This is a genomic window from Albidovulum marisflavi, assembly GCF_025751435.1.
GTDB classification, from domain to species: domain Bacteria; phylum Pseudomonadota; class Alphaproteobacteria; order Rhodobacterales; family Rhodobacteraceae; genus Albidovulum; species Albidovulum marisflavi.
The window spans coordinates 380,808-395,359 of sequence record NZ_JAOWKY010000003.1; the positions used below are offsets into that span (position 1 = coordinate 380,808).

Below are 14,552 nucleotides of genomic sequence, written 5' to 3' on the forward strand. Positions count from 1 at the left end.
GCGCATTGCTTCGGGGGCGCACCTTGGCGCCCCCAACCTTCCTGAAAGGATATCTCATGCCCCTGGTTTCCATGGGCCCGATGTTGCGTCGGGCCCGGGCGGATGGCTATGGCATCGCCGCCTACAACATGATCGACTTCAACTCCGCCAAATCCATCATCGGCGGTGCGGCAGAGTTGTCCGCCCCGGTGATCGTGCAGGTCAGCGTCAAGACGGTGAAGCACTGGGGATACGGACATCTGGCCTCCTGGGTGCGGATGCTGGCCGAGGACGCGCCGGTGCCGGTCGCGCTGCATCTGGACCACTGCACCGACATTGAGGTGATCACGCGCTGCATCGACGCGGGCTGGACCTCGGTCATGTTCGACGGATCGGCCCTGCCGTTTGCCGAGAACCTCGACAAATCCGCGCAGGTCTACGCGCTGACTGAGGCCGCCGGCATCGGGCTTGAGGCCGAGATCGGCGCCATCGGAGGGGTCGAGGACGACAAGGTGGTGAACGATGACCAGTCGCGCCTGGCCGATTTCGACGAATGCCTGAAATTCGTGGCGGCGATGCCCAACCTCGCGGTTTTTGCCCCCGCGATCGGGACCGCGCACGGTTTTTACAAGGGCGAGGCGAAGATCGCCTATGACCTGCTCAAGCGGATCACCGATGCGATCCCGACCCCCATCGCCCTTCACGGCGGCACGGGGCTGACGGACGAACAGTTCCATCGCTGCATCGAACTGGGCTGCGGCAAGGTCAACATCTCGACCATGCACAAGCGGCTCTTCATCGAAGGCTTCGTGAACCTCAAGGCGGAGAAGCCCAAGCTTGCGGAACCGCTGCCCTTCATTCAGGCACAGCACGACGCGATGAAGGCCGATGTCATGGCCTGCATCCGTACCTTCGGCTCCGAAGGCCGCGCGGCGGAGGCAGCCCATGCCGCATGAGATGCAGGCGCTGATCTTCGACTGCGACGGGGTTCTGGTGGACACCGAACGCGACGGGCACCGTGTGGCCTTCAACCGCGCCTTCGCGGCGGAGGGGATCGGCGCCGAATGGACGGTGGAGCGCTACGGCGAACTGCTGACCACGGGCGGTGGCAAGGAACGGATGCGGCGCCACTTCGACGAGACCGGCTGGCCGGTCGCGCCGGAGGAGCGCGACGGGCTGATCGCGCGGCTGCACCGCACCAAGACCGATCTTTTCATGGACCTCATTGAGACGGGCGCGCTGCCGTTGCGCCCGGGTGTCGCGCGCATGGTGGACGCCGCGCAGGCGGCGGGGCTGAAGGTCGCGGTCTGCTCGACCTCGAACGAACGGGCCGTCGAAACGGTGGTGCGCGTGCTGTTGGGGCCGGGCCGGGCCGAGCGGATCACCATCTTTGCCGGTGACGTGGTGCCGAAGAAGAAGCCCGATCCCGCGATCTACACCCTTGCCGCCACGACGCTGGGCCTGACGCCCGCCGCCTGCGTGGTGGTGGAGGATAGCCACATCGGACTCCGCGCCGCCAAGACCGCGGGTATGAACTGCGTCGTCACCCGATCCACCTATACCCACGACGAGGACTTCACCGGGGCCGACCGGATCGTGGATCACCTGGACGAGGGCATCGACCTCGGCCTTTGCCAGGCCTTGACCCAGAGGGAGGATATCGAATGCCGCTGACCGTCGTCGCGAGGCTCAAGGCGAAAGCCGGCAAGGAGGACGCACTCTACGAGGTGCTGACGGGGCTACTGGCGCCAACTCGCGCCGAGAAGGGCTGCGTCTTCTACGACATGCACAAGTCGGCGGACGAGCCCGGGCTGTTCATGTTCACGGAAGAGTGGGAAACCCGCCCGTTGTGGGACGACCACATGAACTCCCCCCATCTGACGGCGTTCTCGGCCAAGCAGGACGATCTGGTCGAAAACTGGACCCTTTTCACCGGCGAGAAGGTTTAAGCCCATGAAAATCAAGTTCTACGCCCACGCGAGCTTCCGGCTGGAGGGTGACGGGCTTTCCGTCATCACCGACCCGTTCAACTGCGAGAAATCAAAATTCGACCCGATCAACGAACCCGCCGACATCGTTCTCATGTCCTCGGACACCGACGATTTCCATTCCGATCCCAGCCATATCCTGGGCGAACCGGAGGTGGTCAACACGCTGGCGATCCCGGTCGGGGGGCGCGACGTCAAGGGCATTCATGTGACCTCCTACCCGGCGACGGAAAGCCTGACTTTCGACTACCAGACGGAATATGGTCGCGACCCGGACGCGAACGCGCTTTACCACTTCACGCTGGACGGGATGCGCGTGCTGCACATGGGTGATATCGGCACCGCGGTACCCGACGGGCATCTTGAGGCGCTGAGGGGCAAGGTCGATGTGCTGCTGGCGCTGACCGGCGATCATGCGACGATCCCGCTACCGGACCTCGATCACGCGATCAGCGTGATTGGCCCCAAGGCGGTGATCCCCATGCATTACTACAGCCCCAAGGGCGTGCTGAAGATTGAGCCGGTCGAGAGCTTCCTCGCGCGCGTGCCCGAGGACAGCGTCACCCGCGTCGGCGGGTCGGAACTGGACCTGACCGCCGACATGCTGCCCAAGGACGGCGCGCCCCGCGTCTTCGTTTTCGAACAGTCGCGCTGAGCTTACCTCCGGCGCGTCTGCCTTGGCCCCCGCCGTCACGGCGGGGGCCTTTTTCCCAAGGGCCCGCAATGACCGACCTGACCCCGACCCACGCCCGTAACATGCGCCTTCTGGGGCATACCGACCAGGGCGGGCGGCCCGACGGCGTGCAACTGATGGTTCATCGCGGGTACGGCTATGTCGGCCACATCTTTTCCAAGGGATTCAGCGTCATCGACCTGCGCGACCCGGTGAATCCGCGGCCCGTGCGTTTCATCCCTGCGCCGCCGAACACCTGGTGCCTGCACCTTCAGACCCATGACGATCTGCTTCTGGTCATCCACAACAAGGACATGTTCGCCCAAGCCGACATGGCCGACGAGAAGTCTTACTACAAGGGCGGGGTCAGCCACCACGCGGACGGCGCCCGCGACTGGTCGGCGGGGATGGCGGTTTACGACATCTCGCGCCCCGAAGCGCCGCGCCAGATCGGCTTCATGCCGGTCGAAGGGACCGGGTTGCACCGGATCTGGTATACAGGCGGGCGCTGGGCCTATGCCTCGGCGCTGCTCGACGGGTTCACGGACTATATCCTCATCACCATCGACATGGCAGACCCGACACGGCCCCAGATGGTCGGTCGCTTCTGGCTGCCCGGCATGAACGCCGCGGCGGGGGAGGTGCCCGACTGGCCGCTGCCGCAGGGCCGCTTCGGGCTGCATCATCCGATCGTGCACGGCGATATCGCCTATTGCAGTTGGCGCGATGCCTGTCTCGCGATCGTGGACGTCTCTGACCGCCATGCGCCGAAGCTGAAGAACCACATCGTCTGGTCGCCGCCCTTCGGCGGGGGCACGCACAACGCCCTGCCGCTGCCCGGGCGCGATCTTCTGGTCGTGGTCGATGAAACCGTGCTGGACCACGGCGAGGACGGGTTCAAGCCGATCTGGATCTTCGACAACCAGGTGAAGAGCAAGCCCATCAGCATCTCAACGATGCCGCCGCCCTCGGATCGCGACTACCATGCCGTGGGTGGGCATTTCGGCCCGCACAACATCCACGAGAACCGCCCCGGAACCTTCGTGTCCGAGGATCTGATCTTCGCGACATGGCAGAACGCGGGCGTGCGCGTCTACGACATCCGTGACCCCTTCCGCCCGGAGGAAGTGGGCGCCTGCGTGCCGCCGCCGCCCACGCGCATGGTAGATCCGCGCCCCAACCGCGCGGCGGTCCTGCATTCGGCGGATGTTCATGTCGACGCGCAGGGCCTGATCTACGCGACCGATTTCAACGCCGGGCTGAGCGTGATGGAATACCTCGGCTGAGCCGCGCCTCAGGCCTCGCCGCCCGATCGCTGGTAGAAGCGCTCCAGCGCGCTCGCCGTTTTCTTGAGGTTGCTTGAGCGGCTGCTCTCTTCCTCGAACAAGAGGCCGATATACATCAGGTCGATCAGATAGATCTGACTGATACGCCCTTCCAGAAAGTCGCCGTAAAGTGGAACCGAGGGGGTGGCCGAGCTCCAGGTCACGAGTGTCGTCGATGCCGCACGCCCGACCGGAGAGGCCGGGTCGCTTGTCAGTGCGATCGTCGTCGCGCCGTTTTCGCGCGCAAGCTTCAGCGCGCTTGCGATGCCCATCGTCGTCCCCGTGTGAGAAATTCCGATCATGACGCAGTCCGGACCAAGGTTCGCGGCAAGCACGACCTGCGTGTAGTGGTCGTCACTGGACTGCGCATCAAGGCCCGCCTTCATGAAAAGGTGGGCGGCCTCGTCGCAGATCGCGGCGGCGCCGCCCACGCCCACCAACACGATCTTGCGCGCATCGCGGATCGCCTGGATGCAAGTGTCGATCCGTTCGGTGTCGAGCATGCGCTGCGTTCCCTGGATCGCGACCGACAAGAGGTTCGCCAGCTTGGCCGACGTCCCGATCAGCGTGTCGGTCTGGTCGATCTCGGCCGGGATGTTGGCAAAGCTGGATCGGGTGACGGCACCCTCCGCAAGCGACAGCTTCAGGTCGGGGAAGCCGGAATATCCCAGGGCGCGGCTGACGCGGCTGATCGTGGCTTCGGACAGGCCCAGCGTCTGCGCCAGCTCCGTGATCGACAGGCTGAGCCGTGTGCCCGCATGTTCGCGCAGATAGTCCGCAACGATGCGCTCGGACTTCCTGAGCGATGCGTAACGTTCCTGGATGCGTTGAACGAGGTCGCCCCCGTTGGCGTGTGGGTTAGCCCTGTCGGCCATGGTTCTCTCCGTCTTGTCCCTCATTGGTAGAGTGGAACGGGGAAATCGGAAAGAAGTTTTCATATTTTCAGCGCCCAAAGGTGGCGCAAACCGGTGTCGCGGGTGATCGGTTCGCCGCAAACCCCCTGAAAATCAGCAACATACAATCCGAAATGTAAGAATATTTCACGATTTTTGGCAAATTCCTGCATGCTTGCAAAAAATTTTCTCGACAAGCGTGAGCGTGAAACATACAAAAAACTCAATCACAGCGATGTCTAAGCCGATTCCATCGGCAGTTGGGAGGAAAGATGGGAGCCGCTGCTCAAGGCAAGAACGCGCCCTCGCGAGAGTTCTTGGAGAAAATTTTCCGCACGGCTTACAAGATCCGTGTTTTCGAGACCGAAGGGATCAAGCTTTATCGTCAGGGCCTGATCCGGGGGTACTTCCACCCCTACCTGGGTCAGGAAGGCATCGCGACCGGCGCCTGCGCCGCGCTGAGCGAGGGTGACTACATTGCCTCCACCCACCGGGGCCACGGGCACTGCATCGCCTGGGGCGCGGATGTGAAGAAGATGGTGGCCGAGCTTCTCCAGAAGGAAACGGGTTACTGCAAGGGCTACGGCGGATCGATGCATATCGCCGATATCTCGGTCGGCAACCTCGGGGCGAACGGGATCGTTGGCGCGGGCACGCCGCTTGGCGTGGGGGCCGCGCTGGCCAACCAGGTCAACGGGTCTGACGCGGTCACCGTGACCTTCTCGACCGACGGCGCCTCGAACAATGGCACCTTCCTGGAAAGCCTGAACCTTGCGGCGATCTGGAACCTGAACTTCATCCTCCTGGTCGAGAACAACGGGTACGCCGTGTCGACGCGGATCGAGGAAAGCACCCGCGACACCGATCTTTACAAGCGCGGGCTCGCCATCGGGGTGGAAAGCCATCAGGTCGATGGCAACGATCCGTTCGCGGTCTACGAGGTCATGAAGCAGGCGGTCGAAACCTGCCGCGCGGGCAAGGGCCCGGTCCTGATCGAGGCCAAGACCTACCGCCACATGGGCCATCACGTGAACGACCCGGGCAAGTACATGCCCGAGGAGGAACTGGCCTACTACAAGCAGCGCGACCCGGTCGACCGTGCGCGCGCCGCCCTGAAGGAAATGGCCGATGTAAGCGACGATGACATCGCCGCGATCGAAGCCGAAATCGCAGCCGAATTCGCCGATGCGGTCGAATTCTCGAAGAACAGCCCGGAGGTCACGCCCGAATCCTTCCGCGAATTCGCGGTCGGATACTGAGGCGGACGGGAAGGGGAGGAGAAATCATGGCAGAACGCGAATTGATGTATCGCGAGGCCCTTCGGGAGGCCATCGACGAAGAGATGGGCCTTAACCCGTCGGTCTTCATCATCGGCGAAGGCATCGCCGAGCGGGGCGGCAGCTACAAGGTCACCGAGGGCCTGCTGGCGAAATACGGGCCCAAGCGCGTCCGCGACACACCGATCGCAGAGGCCGGCATGATCGGCGTTGGTGTCGGCGCCGCGATCGCCGGGGCCCGCCCGATCGTGGAGATCCTGTACGTGGATTTCGCCATGCTCGGCATGGACATGATCGTGAACCAGGCCGCCAAGTTCCGCCTGATGACGGGTGGCGACGGCCGTGTACCCTTCATCATGCGCACCCAGGGCGGTACCGGAGGCGGCGTGGCGGCCCAGCACTCGCAATCGCTTGAGGCGCTTTTCTACCACATCCCCGGCCTTCGGGTGGTCATGCCCTCGACGCCCGCTGACGCGAAGGGTCTGCTGAAATACGCCCTGCGCCAGGACGACCCGGTGATGTTCCTGGAGCACAAGCACCTCTACATGACCAAGGGTATGGTGCCCGATGGCGAACATATCGTCGAGTTCGGCAAGGGCGACATCAAGCGCGCCGGCACCGATGTGACCTTGATCGCCTGGTCGAACATGATCCCACGCACGCTTGAGGCCGCCGAGGAACTGGCGCGCCAAGGCATCTCGGTCGAGGTCATCGACCCGCGCACCCTGGTGCCCCTGGACCGGGAGATGATCGTGAACTCGGTCCTCAAGACCCGGCGCTGCGTGATCGTCCAGGAAGCCAACCGCCGGGGCGGCGTGGCCTCCGACATTGCTTCGATCGTGCAGGAAGAATGCTTCTACGAAATGGACGCCCCGGTGGAGATCGTCGCCGGCATGGACATTCCGGTGCCGTTCAACCTGACGCTCGAAAAGGCCAGCGTGCCGCAGAAGGACGATGTCGTGGCCGCCGTTCGCCGGAGCCTGCACCTCGACCCTTTTGCTGAAGCGGCTGAGTGAGGGCGCCGGGATGACCTTGCATGTGCTTGAGAAACTGGCCGCGACGAACCCGGATTGCGAAATCTGGTGGGATAGCTCGCCGCTTGTCTACGACAACTGGGCGCGGGGCGTCCTCGCCTCGGCCCCAGACGGAAAGAAGGCGGATTGGGACGCGCAGCTGAAACGGCTCTTCGATACCGCGACCGTAGCGCGCGACGGCACCATGGGGTTTGGCGGCGTCACCACCAACCCGCCCCTGTCGTTGCAGGCGATCCAGAACGACCCTGCGTTCTGGATTGGCGAGATCGGCCGCATCGCGGCGGAGAACCCTGGCGAGGATGTCGAGGGGATCTATTGGAAGACCTATCTTGAGGTCGTCCGCCGCAGCGCCGAGATGATCCTGCCGGTCTACGACGCCTCGAATGGACGCCACGGACATCTGTCGGGCCAGGTCGATCCGCGTTTTGTTACCGACTACGACCGAATGCTGTCCCAGGGTCTGCAGCTGGCCACGATCGGGCGCAACGTCATGGTCAAGATACCCGGCAGCGCCGAAGGCTACCGCGTGATTGAGGAACTGACTGCGCGCGGGATTTCGACCAACAACACCACCTCCTTCACGGTGCCACAATACATCGCCTGCATGGACGCGGTCAGCCGCGGGCTGGAGCGTGCGCGGGCGGCGGGGATTGACCTGTCGAAGTGGCGTTCGGTCATCACTCACATGTCGGCGCGGCTTGGCAATACCGGTGACCTGAAGGCCCAGGCCGACCTGCGCGGCATCAAGTTGTCGCCGGAAGAGATCCTGCACGGCGAGATGGCGGTGATGAAGCGTGCCTACCACCATGGCAAGCGCACGGGGCACCCCTCGAAAATGCTGCAATGTTCGATGCGGGTGACGGACGAGGGTGAAGGCGGAGCGGCTTCCTCCTGGCATATCGAGAAGATCGCGGGTGGGGATTTCGTCTACACCTGCCCGCCCGGCTACATCGCCCAGCTGATGCAGGCAGAAGATCGCCTTCCCGCGTTCGACCCGAAGGCGATCGACGAGGAGCCGCCCGCGGAGGTGATCGAGAAGCTGCGGCAACTGCCCTATTTCCGGCAGGCCTATGACTTCGACGGCATGAAGCCGGATGAGTTCAGCCAGTTCGGCGCCTTCGCGGCGACGGCAAATGAATTCGCCACGGCCACCCGCAAGACGGTGGATTTCGTGGCACGGGCGCTCGAATCCGTGCGTCCGCAGGCTGCCTGAGGGAGGGAAGAATGGCAGAGGCAATTCTGGTTCCTCAGGTCGGGCAGGACCTGACCGAGGCCAAGGTGGTCGAGCTTCACGTCAAGCTTGGCGATCAGGTTAAGAAGGGCGACCTTGTCGCCGTTGTCGAATCCGAGAAGGCGAGCTTCGAGGTCGAGGCCTTTTGCGAGGGCACGGTGATCAGCCTGCCCTGGCAGGTCGGCGATACCGCCACGGTGCTTGAGCCGCTGATGCATGTTGGCGCTCCGGGCGAAACGGTTGCAGAGGCGGCACCTGCGGCCGTGGCTGAGCCCGCCGTGGTTCCGGCGGCCACGCCCGCCGCACAGCCCGAGGCCGCGCAAGTCGCTTCGGCCGAACCGCTGGTTGCCAAGGTGACCTCCGGTGTCGTGAACGCGGCGCTTCGCGCCTCGCCGATAGCGCGCCGTGTCGCCGCGGGTCAGGGTCTGGATCTTGCCCGCATCGCAGGCAGCGGCCCGAAAGGCGCGGTGGTGCTCAAAGATGTCGCCGCGCTGGCCGTTGGCGGCGCTGCCACGACGGGCGGCGGCGCGCTGGAACTGCGGACGCTCCAGGCCGGACAGGGCACGCCGGTGGTCTTCATCCACGGCTTCGGCGCCGATCTGTCGTCCTGGCGGCCGCTGGTTGCGCGCATAGGGCTCGGCTCGCCCATGATGGCGCTGGACCTTCCGGGGCACGGCGGTTCTCGCGGGCATGGCGCGGCGGACTTCGCGGGCCTTGTCGATGCGGTCGGGCAGACTCTGCGCGGCCTTCAGGGTAGCGTGCATCTCGTCGGCCATTCGCTGGGGGCGGCGGTCGCGGTCGCTCTGACCCAGCGGGGCGATCTCGATGTCCGTTCGCTGACGCTGATCGCGCCGGCGGGGCTTGGTGCATCGGTGGATGGCGCTTTCGTCGAGGGCTTCCTGGGGGCCAAGTCCGAGGCCGCGCTGGCGGCCTGGATGCGCCGCCTGGTCTCTGACCCCGCCACCCTGGCGCCGGTTCTGGTGCGTGCAACTCTGGCGGCGCGCGAAGACGCAGACCTTGTCCCGGCACAGTCGCGCGTGGCGCGTGGAGTGTTCGAGGGTTCGACCCAGCTCTTCTCGGCCGCCGCGGCGCTGCGGAGCTACCAGGGGCCCTGCACGGTCATCGCCGGGCGCGACGATGCGATCGTCCCCTTGCGGGAAATCGAGGCTGCGCTGCCGGGCCATGTCGCGCTTCATCGGCTTGACCGGGTGGGGCACTTGCCGCAGGTGGAGGCCGCCGATCTGGTGCCGACGTTGATTGCGCGGACCGTCCGCTCGGCGGGCTAGGCCGTGTACGGCGCGCGCCACGCCCCTCCCGCGTGGCGCGCGCCCCGTTTCCTGACACCCGTCCAGCAAGACCAGGGCCGCCGTGCATGTGCGGCCACTCCAACGAAGGGAAGGACCGGTCATGCGTGACCTGCACCAGGTAAGCCATGCCGACATGGCGAACGCGATCCGATTTCTGGCCGCCGACGCGGTCGAGCGCGCGGCGTCCGGCCATCCGGGCATGCCGATGGGCATGGCCGATGTGGCGACGGTTCTGTTCACGCGCTTCCTCAAGTTTGACGCGGCTCAACCCCGCTGGGCCGATCGCGACCGCTTTGTGCTGTCGGCGGGCCACGGGTCCATGCTGCTTTACGCACTGCTTCACCTGACCGGCACGCCAGGATGGCCGATCGAGGCGCTGCGGGACTTCCGCCAGTTGGGCTCTCCCGCCGCAGGCCACCCCGAGTACGGTCATGGCGAGGGGATCGAGACGACGACCGGCCCCCTGGGGCAGGGGATCGCGACCGCTGTCGGCATGGCCCTGGCCGAGGAGATGGACCGCGCGCGCTTCGGTGCCGATATCGTCGATCACCACACCTGGGTCATCGCGGGCGATGGCTGCCTGATGGAGGGGATCAGCCAGGAGGCGATCTCGCTGGCCGGGCATTTGCGGCTGAAGAAGCTGATCGTGCTTTGGGATGATAACGGCATCACCATCGACGGCGACACCTCTGCCGCCACCTCCGAGGATCAGCGCAAGCGGTTCGAGGCTTCGGGTTGGGCGACGCTCGCAGCCGATGGCCATGACCCTGAAAGCATCGCCGAGGCGATGGAGCAGGCCCGGCAATCCGACCGCCCGGTGATGATCGCCTGCCGCACCAGGATCGGGTATGGCGCGCCCTCGAAGGCGGGAACCGCCAAATGTCACGGATCGCCGCTTGGGGCAGGGGAATTGCAGGCCGCGCGCGAGGCCCTTGGCTGGCCGCATGCCGCCTTCGACATTCCGCTGCCGGTGCGCGAGATCTGGGCTGTCGCCGGCGGTCGCGGAGCCGAAGTGCGGCAGGACTGGGAGGTGCGGCTTGCGGCGTCACCCCGGCGTGCGAGCTTCCTCGACCATCACGCCGGTCGCTATCCCGAAGGCTGGCGTCAGGCGCTGGCTGACCACCGTGCGGCCTTGTCGTCCAAGCCAGGGGCGATGGCGACCCGCAAGGCCAGCGGCGCCGCGCTTGAGGTGCTGACACCCGCCATCCCGCAGATGATCGGTGGGTCGGCGGACCTGACTGGCTCCGTCAACACGCTGACCAAGGCGACCGCACCCCTGACGGCGGAGAATTTCGGCGGACGCTATATCCACTACGGCGTGCGCGAGCACGGGATGGCGGCCGTGATGAACGGCATGGCGCTGCATGGCGGATATCGCCCCTACGCCGGGACCTTCCTGGTCTTCGCCGACTACCTGCACCCCGCGCTTCGGCTTTCGAGCCTGATGGGCCTTCCCGTGACCTACGTGCTGACGCATGACTCGATCGGCCTTGGCGAAGACGGCCCGACCCATCAGCCGGTCGAAACGCTGGCGATGCTGCGGGCGACACCGGGCCTTGTCACGCTGCGCCCCGCCGATGCCGTGGAGACGGCGGAGGCCTGGGAAATCGCGCTGGACCGCCGGGACGGGCCGACCGCCATTGTGCTGTCTCGGCAGGATCTGCCGACGCTTCGCCTGGATGGCGGCGTCGAAAACGCGTCGCGGCGAGGCGGCTATGTGCTGGCGGAGGCCGCCTGCGGGCCGCGCCGGGTCACGCTGATCGCGACCGGTTCCGAGGTGGAGATTGCCTATGAGGCACGCGCGCTTCTCGAAGCCGCAGGCATTGGCGCGGCGGTCGTATCGCTGCCGTCCTTCGAATTGTTCCGCGCGCAGCCGGCCGAGTATCGCGCCGCCGTACTCGGACAAAGGGACGGTGTCCGGGTCGGGGTGGAAGCCGCGCTGAGGTTCGGCTGGGACGAAGTCATCGGCGCCAGCGGCGCCTTCGTCGGAATGACCGGGTTCGGCGCCTCTGCCCCGGCCGATGTGCTCTACCAGCACTTCGGCATCACGGCGGGCGCGGTCGCGGCCAAGGCGCGCGACCTGCTTGGGGAACCGGCATGAGCGGGCATGATGTCCTGATCGTCGGCTCGGGCCCCGGTGGCTATGTCGCGGCGATTCGGGCGGCGCAATTGGGGCTGAAGGTCGGCCTGATCGAGCGGGCGCATCTTGGCGGCATCTGCCTCAACTGGGGCTGCATCCCGACCAAGGCCATGCTGAAGGGCACGGACCTTCTGCGCGAGGCGGGCCATGCCACGCGCTTCGGCCTGCACCCGCTCTCGCCCGCAATCGACCCCGTCAGGCTCGTGGCGCGGGCCCAAGAGGTTTCGACCCAGCTTTCGGCCGGGATCGCGTTCCTTCTGAAGAAAAACGGCGTCGACCTGATCTGGGGATCGGCCCGGTTGGCGGGCGGCGGCATGGTCGAAGTGACGGCCGCCGAGGTCGCGGGGCCGCGCGGGGCACTGGGACCGGGCACCTACGCCGCGCCCCATATCATCCTTGCGACCGGGGCAAGCCCGCGTCGTCTTCCGGGACTCGACCCCGATGGCCACCTGGTCTGGACCTATATGCAGGCGCTCCGTCCGCAGGCGGTTCCGCAGCGTCTGATCGTCGTTGGTTCCGGCGCGATCGGGGTGGAGTTCGCCTCCATCTACGCCGCGATGGGTGCGCAGGTCACGATCGTGGAACTCGCCGCGCGCATCCTGCCGCAGGAGGACGCCGAGATCTCTGGCCTAATGGCCAAGGCGCTCCAGAAACGCGGGATCGCGCTGCATACCGGTGTTTCCGTCACCCGGCTGGACCGGCAGGCGGAGAGCCTCACCGCCCACCTCTCCGATGGCACGGCGATTTCCGCCGACCGGCTCCTCAGCGCGGCAGGGGTGGTTCCGAACGTCTCGGGCCTTGGGCTTGAGGCGCTCGGCGTCGTGCTTGCGCACGGCGCGGTGCAGATCGACGGGGCCAGGCGCACGAATGTGCCCGGCCTCTATGCCATCGGCGATCTGGCCGGGGGGGCCATGCTTGCGCACAAGGCCGAACATGACGGGATCGCCTGTGTCGAGGCGATCGCAGGCCGGGCGCCGCGCGGCCATGGCCCGATCCCCGGGTGCATCTACGCCAGCCCCCAGATCGCCTCGGTCGGCCTGACCGAGGAGCAGGCGCAGGCACAGGGCGCCGCCGTGCGCATCGGCCGCTTCTCGTTGCGCGGCAACGGCAAGGCGCTGGTGCTGGGCGAGCCTGACGGCCTCGTCAAATGCGTGTTCGACGCAGCGAGCGACCGGCTGATCGGGGCGCAGATCATCGGCGCCGAGGCCAGCGAACTGATCCACGGGATGACCATCGCGGTGACGCTTGGCGCGACCTCCGCGCAACTCGCCAGCGTGGTCTTCCCGCATCCCACGTTGTCAGAGGCGCTGCATGAGGCCGTCATGGCCGCGCGGGAAGGAGCAATCCATGCCTGAGGGGCTACGCGGTACCGTGATCTTCGACCTTGACGGCACGCTGGTGGACAGCGCGCCCGACCTCGCCGATGCGCTCGACACCCTGTTGGAGGAGCGGGGGCACAAGGCGCTGGGCCTCGACCACGCGCGGCGTCTGATCGGGCACGGCGTTGCGGAGCTTGTCCGCAAGGGTCTTGAGGCCAGGGGCGAGACGCTTGAAGGCCTGGACCTGGCCCAGGCGGTTCAGCGCTTCCTCAAGCATTATACGCAGTTCCTGTCCCGCAAGAGCACGCCCTATCCCGGCGCGGCCGAAGCCCTGACCGAGCTGCGGTTTTCCGGCTGGCGGCTTGTCGTCTGCACCAACAAGCTGGAAGCCAGCGCGCGCGGCTTGCTTCAGGACCTGGGCCTGTTGCCCGCCTTCGCGCTGGTGGCCGGACCCGACACGTTCGGCGTCGCCAAACCGGATCCGGCGCATCTGCTGCGGTGCCTGCCGGGGCAGGACCTGAGCAAGCACCCCGCGATCATGGTCGGCGATTCCGAAGTCGATGTTGCCGCCGCGCAAGCCGCGAAGCTTCCGGTCATCGCCGCGACTTGGGGCTATGCGCGCGTCCCGCTGGCGGACCTGAGGCCCGATTCGCTGGTGAACAGCCTGTCAGATGTGCCAAGCGCCGTGGAACGGTTAAGCGCATAAAATGCCGCTCTCGGGCTCGCAACGCTAAGTCCGCCGTCACTGTATACCCCCTCATTTCTGCGATAAGAAAAAGGGGGGTGTCCGCAAACCGTGTTGGCCCGCTATGCGGACGAAGCGGACGTTCATTCCCAATCAAATTTTACGTCCAGAACGTCAGTGATGGTAACGGTTCCGTCCGAGTAAGTTATTGGTTCTTTATCGTTGATCATGAAGAAAACGGTTTTGGCTTTGCGCCAGTCGATTTCTTTCAGGCCGTCTGGATGTTCAGGTAACGGGAAACGCCTCAATGCAAACTCCACATTGAAGTCTTCGTCACTTTCCATCGGCTTTTCATAGACTTCAAAGGAGCCAGGTCCGTTTCGAGACGCCCCAAAGGCATGCTCAAATCGGCCTACTGGCTCGTCTTCACCTTCGACGGGGCCGAAGTAGGGATTAATGTACTCAACAATCAAATCCCTGAAGCCCAAGACTTCAGAGAAACCTATCCACACTTGGGTCATGTATATGCCATCCCTTCTTTGGAAGCATAGCTTGCGCACGCGACCGGCAACAAGGGCTCGAAGCGACCTCTGCGCGACACCTCGTCTACGATGCACGGACAATCTCCGCCGGGTGCATAGCCGCCAGCCGCGCCTCCAGCCAGCGGATGTAGCCGCTGAGGTTCTTGGTGGCTGGTCCGC

General features: G+C 65.5%; 15 protein-coding genes. 12 read left to right on the forward strand and 3 right to left on the reverse strand.

Annotated elements, in window-relative coordinates:
• The first annotated feature begins 56 nt into the window (after positions 1 to 56).
• The 5 genes from OEW28_RS13750 (at position 57) to OEW28_RS13770 (ending at position 3,926) form a co-directional block, all read left to right on the forward strand.
• Positions 57 to 935: a class II fructose-bisphosphate aldolase gene (locus tag OEW28_RS13750; RefSeq protein ID WP_263735339.1), complete on the forward strand. Its 879-nt coding sequence runs from the start codon at positions 57 to 59 to the stop codon at positions 933 to 935.
• Positions 925 to 1,653, forward strand: a complete 729-nt coding sequence (locus OEW28_RS13755; RefSeq protein ID WP_263735341.1) for an HAD family hydrolase — start codon at positions 925 to 927, stop codon at positions 1,651 to 1,653. The genes OEW28_RS13750 and OEW28_RS13755 overlap by 11 nt, the downstream gene beginning before the upstream one ends.
• Complete coding sequence (locus OEW28_RS13760; RefSeq protein ID WP_263735342.1) at positions 1,644 to 1,928, forward strand: putative quinol monooxygenase; 285 nt, start codon at positions 1,644 to 1,646, stop codon at positions 1,926 to 1,928. Before OEW28_RS13755 ends, OEW28_RS13760 begins: the two co-directional genes overlap by 10 nt.
• A gap of 4 nt (positions 1,929 to 1,932) precedes the next feature.
• Positions 1,933 to 2,622 (forward strand): MBL fold metallo-hydrolase, encoded by a 690-nt coding sequence (locus OEW28_RS13765; RefSeq protein ID WP_263735343.1) that lies wholly within the window; start codon positions 1,933 to 1,935, stop codon positions 2,620 to 2,622.
• A 68-nt stretch (positions 2,623 to 2,690) separates the two neighbouring features.
• Positions 2,691 to 3,926 carry an LVIVD repeat-containing protein gene (locus tag OEW28_RS13770; RefSeq protein WP_263735344.1) on the forward strand — a complete coding sequence of 412 codons (1,236 nt, stop codon included), beginning with the start codon at positions 2,691 to 2,693 and terminating at the stop codon, positions 3,924 to 3,926.
• Between the two features lie 8 nt (positions 3,927 to 3,934).
• On the opposite strand, the gene OEW28_RS13775 is transcribed toward OEW28_RS13770, so the two are convergent.
• Together OEW28_RS13775 and OEW28_RS13780 are read right to left on the reverse strand one after the other, a co-directional pair.
• Positions 3,935 to 4,840, reverse strand: coding sequence for a MurR/RpiR family transcriptional regulator (locus OEW28_RS13775; RefSeq protein WP_263735345.1), 906 nt, complete (start codon positions 4,838 to 4,840; stop codon positions 3,935 to 3,937).
• Between the two features lie 59 nt (positions 4,841 to 4,899).
• Complete coding sequence (locus OEW28_RS13780; RefSeq protein WP_263735346.1) at positions 4,900 to 5,031, reverse strand: hypothetical protein; 132 nt, start codon at positions 5,029 to 5,031, stop codon at positions 4,900 to 4,902.
• Between the two features lie 99 nt (positions 5,032 to 5,130).
• Between OEW28_RS13780 and OEW28_RS13785 the strand changes: the two genes are divergently transcribed.
• The 7 genes from OEW28_RS13785 (at position 5,131) to OEW28_RS13815 (ending at position 13,872) form a co-directional block, all read left to right on the forward strand.
• The gene (locus OEW28_RS13785) at positions 5,131 to 6,117 is read left to right on the forward strand and encodes a thiamine pyrophosphate-dependent dehydrogenase E1 component subunit alpha (protein ID WP_263735347.1); all 987 of its coding nucleotides are present in this window, start codon (positions 5,131 to 5,133) and stop codon (positions 6,115 to 6,117) included.
• A 26-nt stretch (positions 6,118 to 6,143) separates the two neighbouring features.
• Entirely contained in the window at positions 6,144 to 7,151 is a 1,008-nt protein-coding gene (locus tag OEW28_RS13790; RefSeq protein WP_263735348.1) for an alpha-ketoacid dehydrogenase subunit beta, read from the forward strand.
• On the forward strand, positions 7,090 to 8,382 hold the full coding sequence (locus tag OEW28_RS13795) for a transaldolase family protein (protein WP_263735349.1): 1,293 nt from the start codon (positions 7,090 to 7,092) through the stop codon (positions 8,380 to 8,382). The genes OEW28_RS13790 and OEW28_RS13795 overlap by 62 nt, the downstream gene beginning before the upstream one ends.
• Before the next feature lie 11 nt (positions 8,383 to 8,393).
• On the forward strand, positions 8,394 to 9,686 hold the full coding sequence (locus OEW28_RS13800; protein ID WP_263735350.1) for an alpha/beta fold hydrolase: 1,293 nt from the start codon (positions 8,394 to 8,396) through the stop codon (positions 9,684 to 9,686).
• Between the two features lie 121 nt (positions 9,687 to 9,807).
• Positions 9,808 to 11,808, forward strand: coding sequence for a transketolase (gene tkt / locus OEW28_RS13805; protein ID WP_263735351.1), 2,001 nt, complete (start codon positions 9,808 to 9,810; stop codon positions 11,806 to 11,808).
• A complete protein-coding gene (gene lpdA, locus OEW28_RS13810) occupies positions 11,805 to 13,202 on the forward strand; it encodes a dihydrolipoyl dehydrogenase (protein ID WP_263735352.1) in 1,398 nt (465 codons plus the stop codon). Before tkt ends, lpdA begins: the two co-directional genes overlap by 4 nt.
• Entirely contained in the window at positions 13,195 to 13,872 is a 678-nt protein-coding gene (locus OEW28_RS13815; RefSeq protein WP_263735353.1) for an HAD-IA family hydrolase, read from the forward strand. The genes lpdA and OEW28_RS13815 overlap by 8 nt, the downstream gene beginning before the upstream one ends.
• Before the next feature lie 122 nt (positions 13,873 to 13,994).
• Here the strand turns inward: OEW28_RS13815 and OEW28_RS13820 are convergent, their stop codons facing one another.
• A complete protein-coding gene (locus tag OEW28_RS13820; protein WP_263735354.1) occupies positions 13,995 to 14,372 on the reverse strand; it encodes a hypothetical protein in 378 nt (125 codons plus the stop codon).
• Between the last annotated feature and the right edge of the window lie 180 nt (positions 14,373 to 14,552).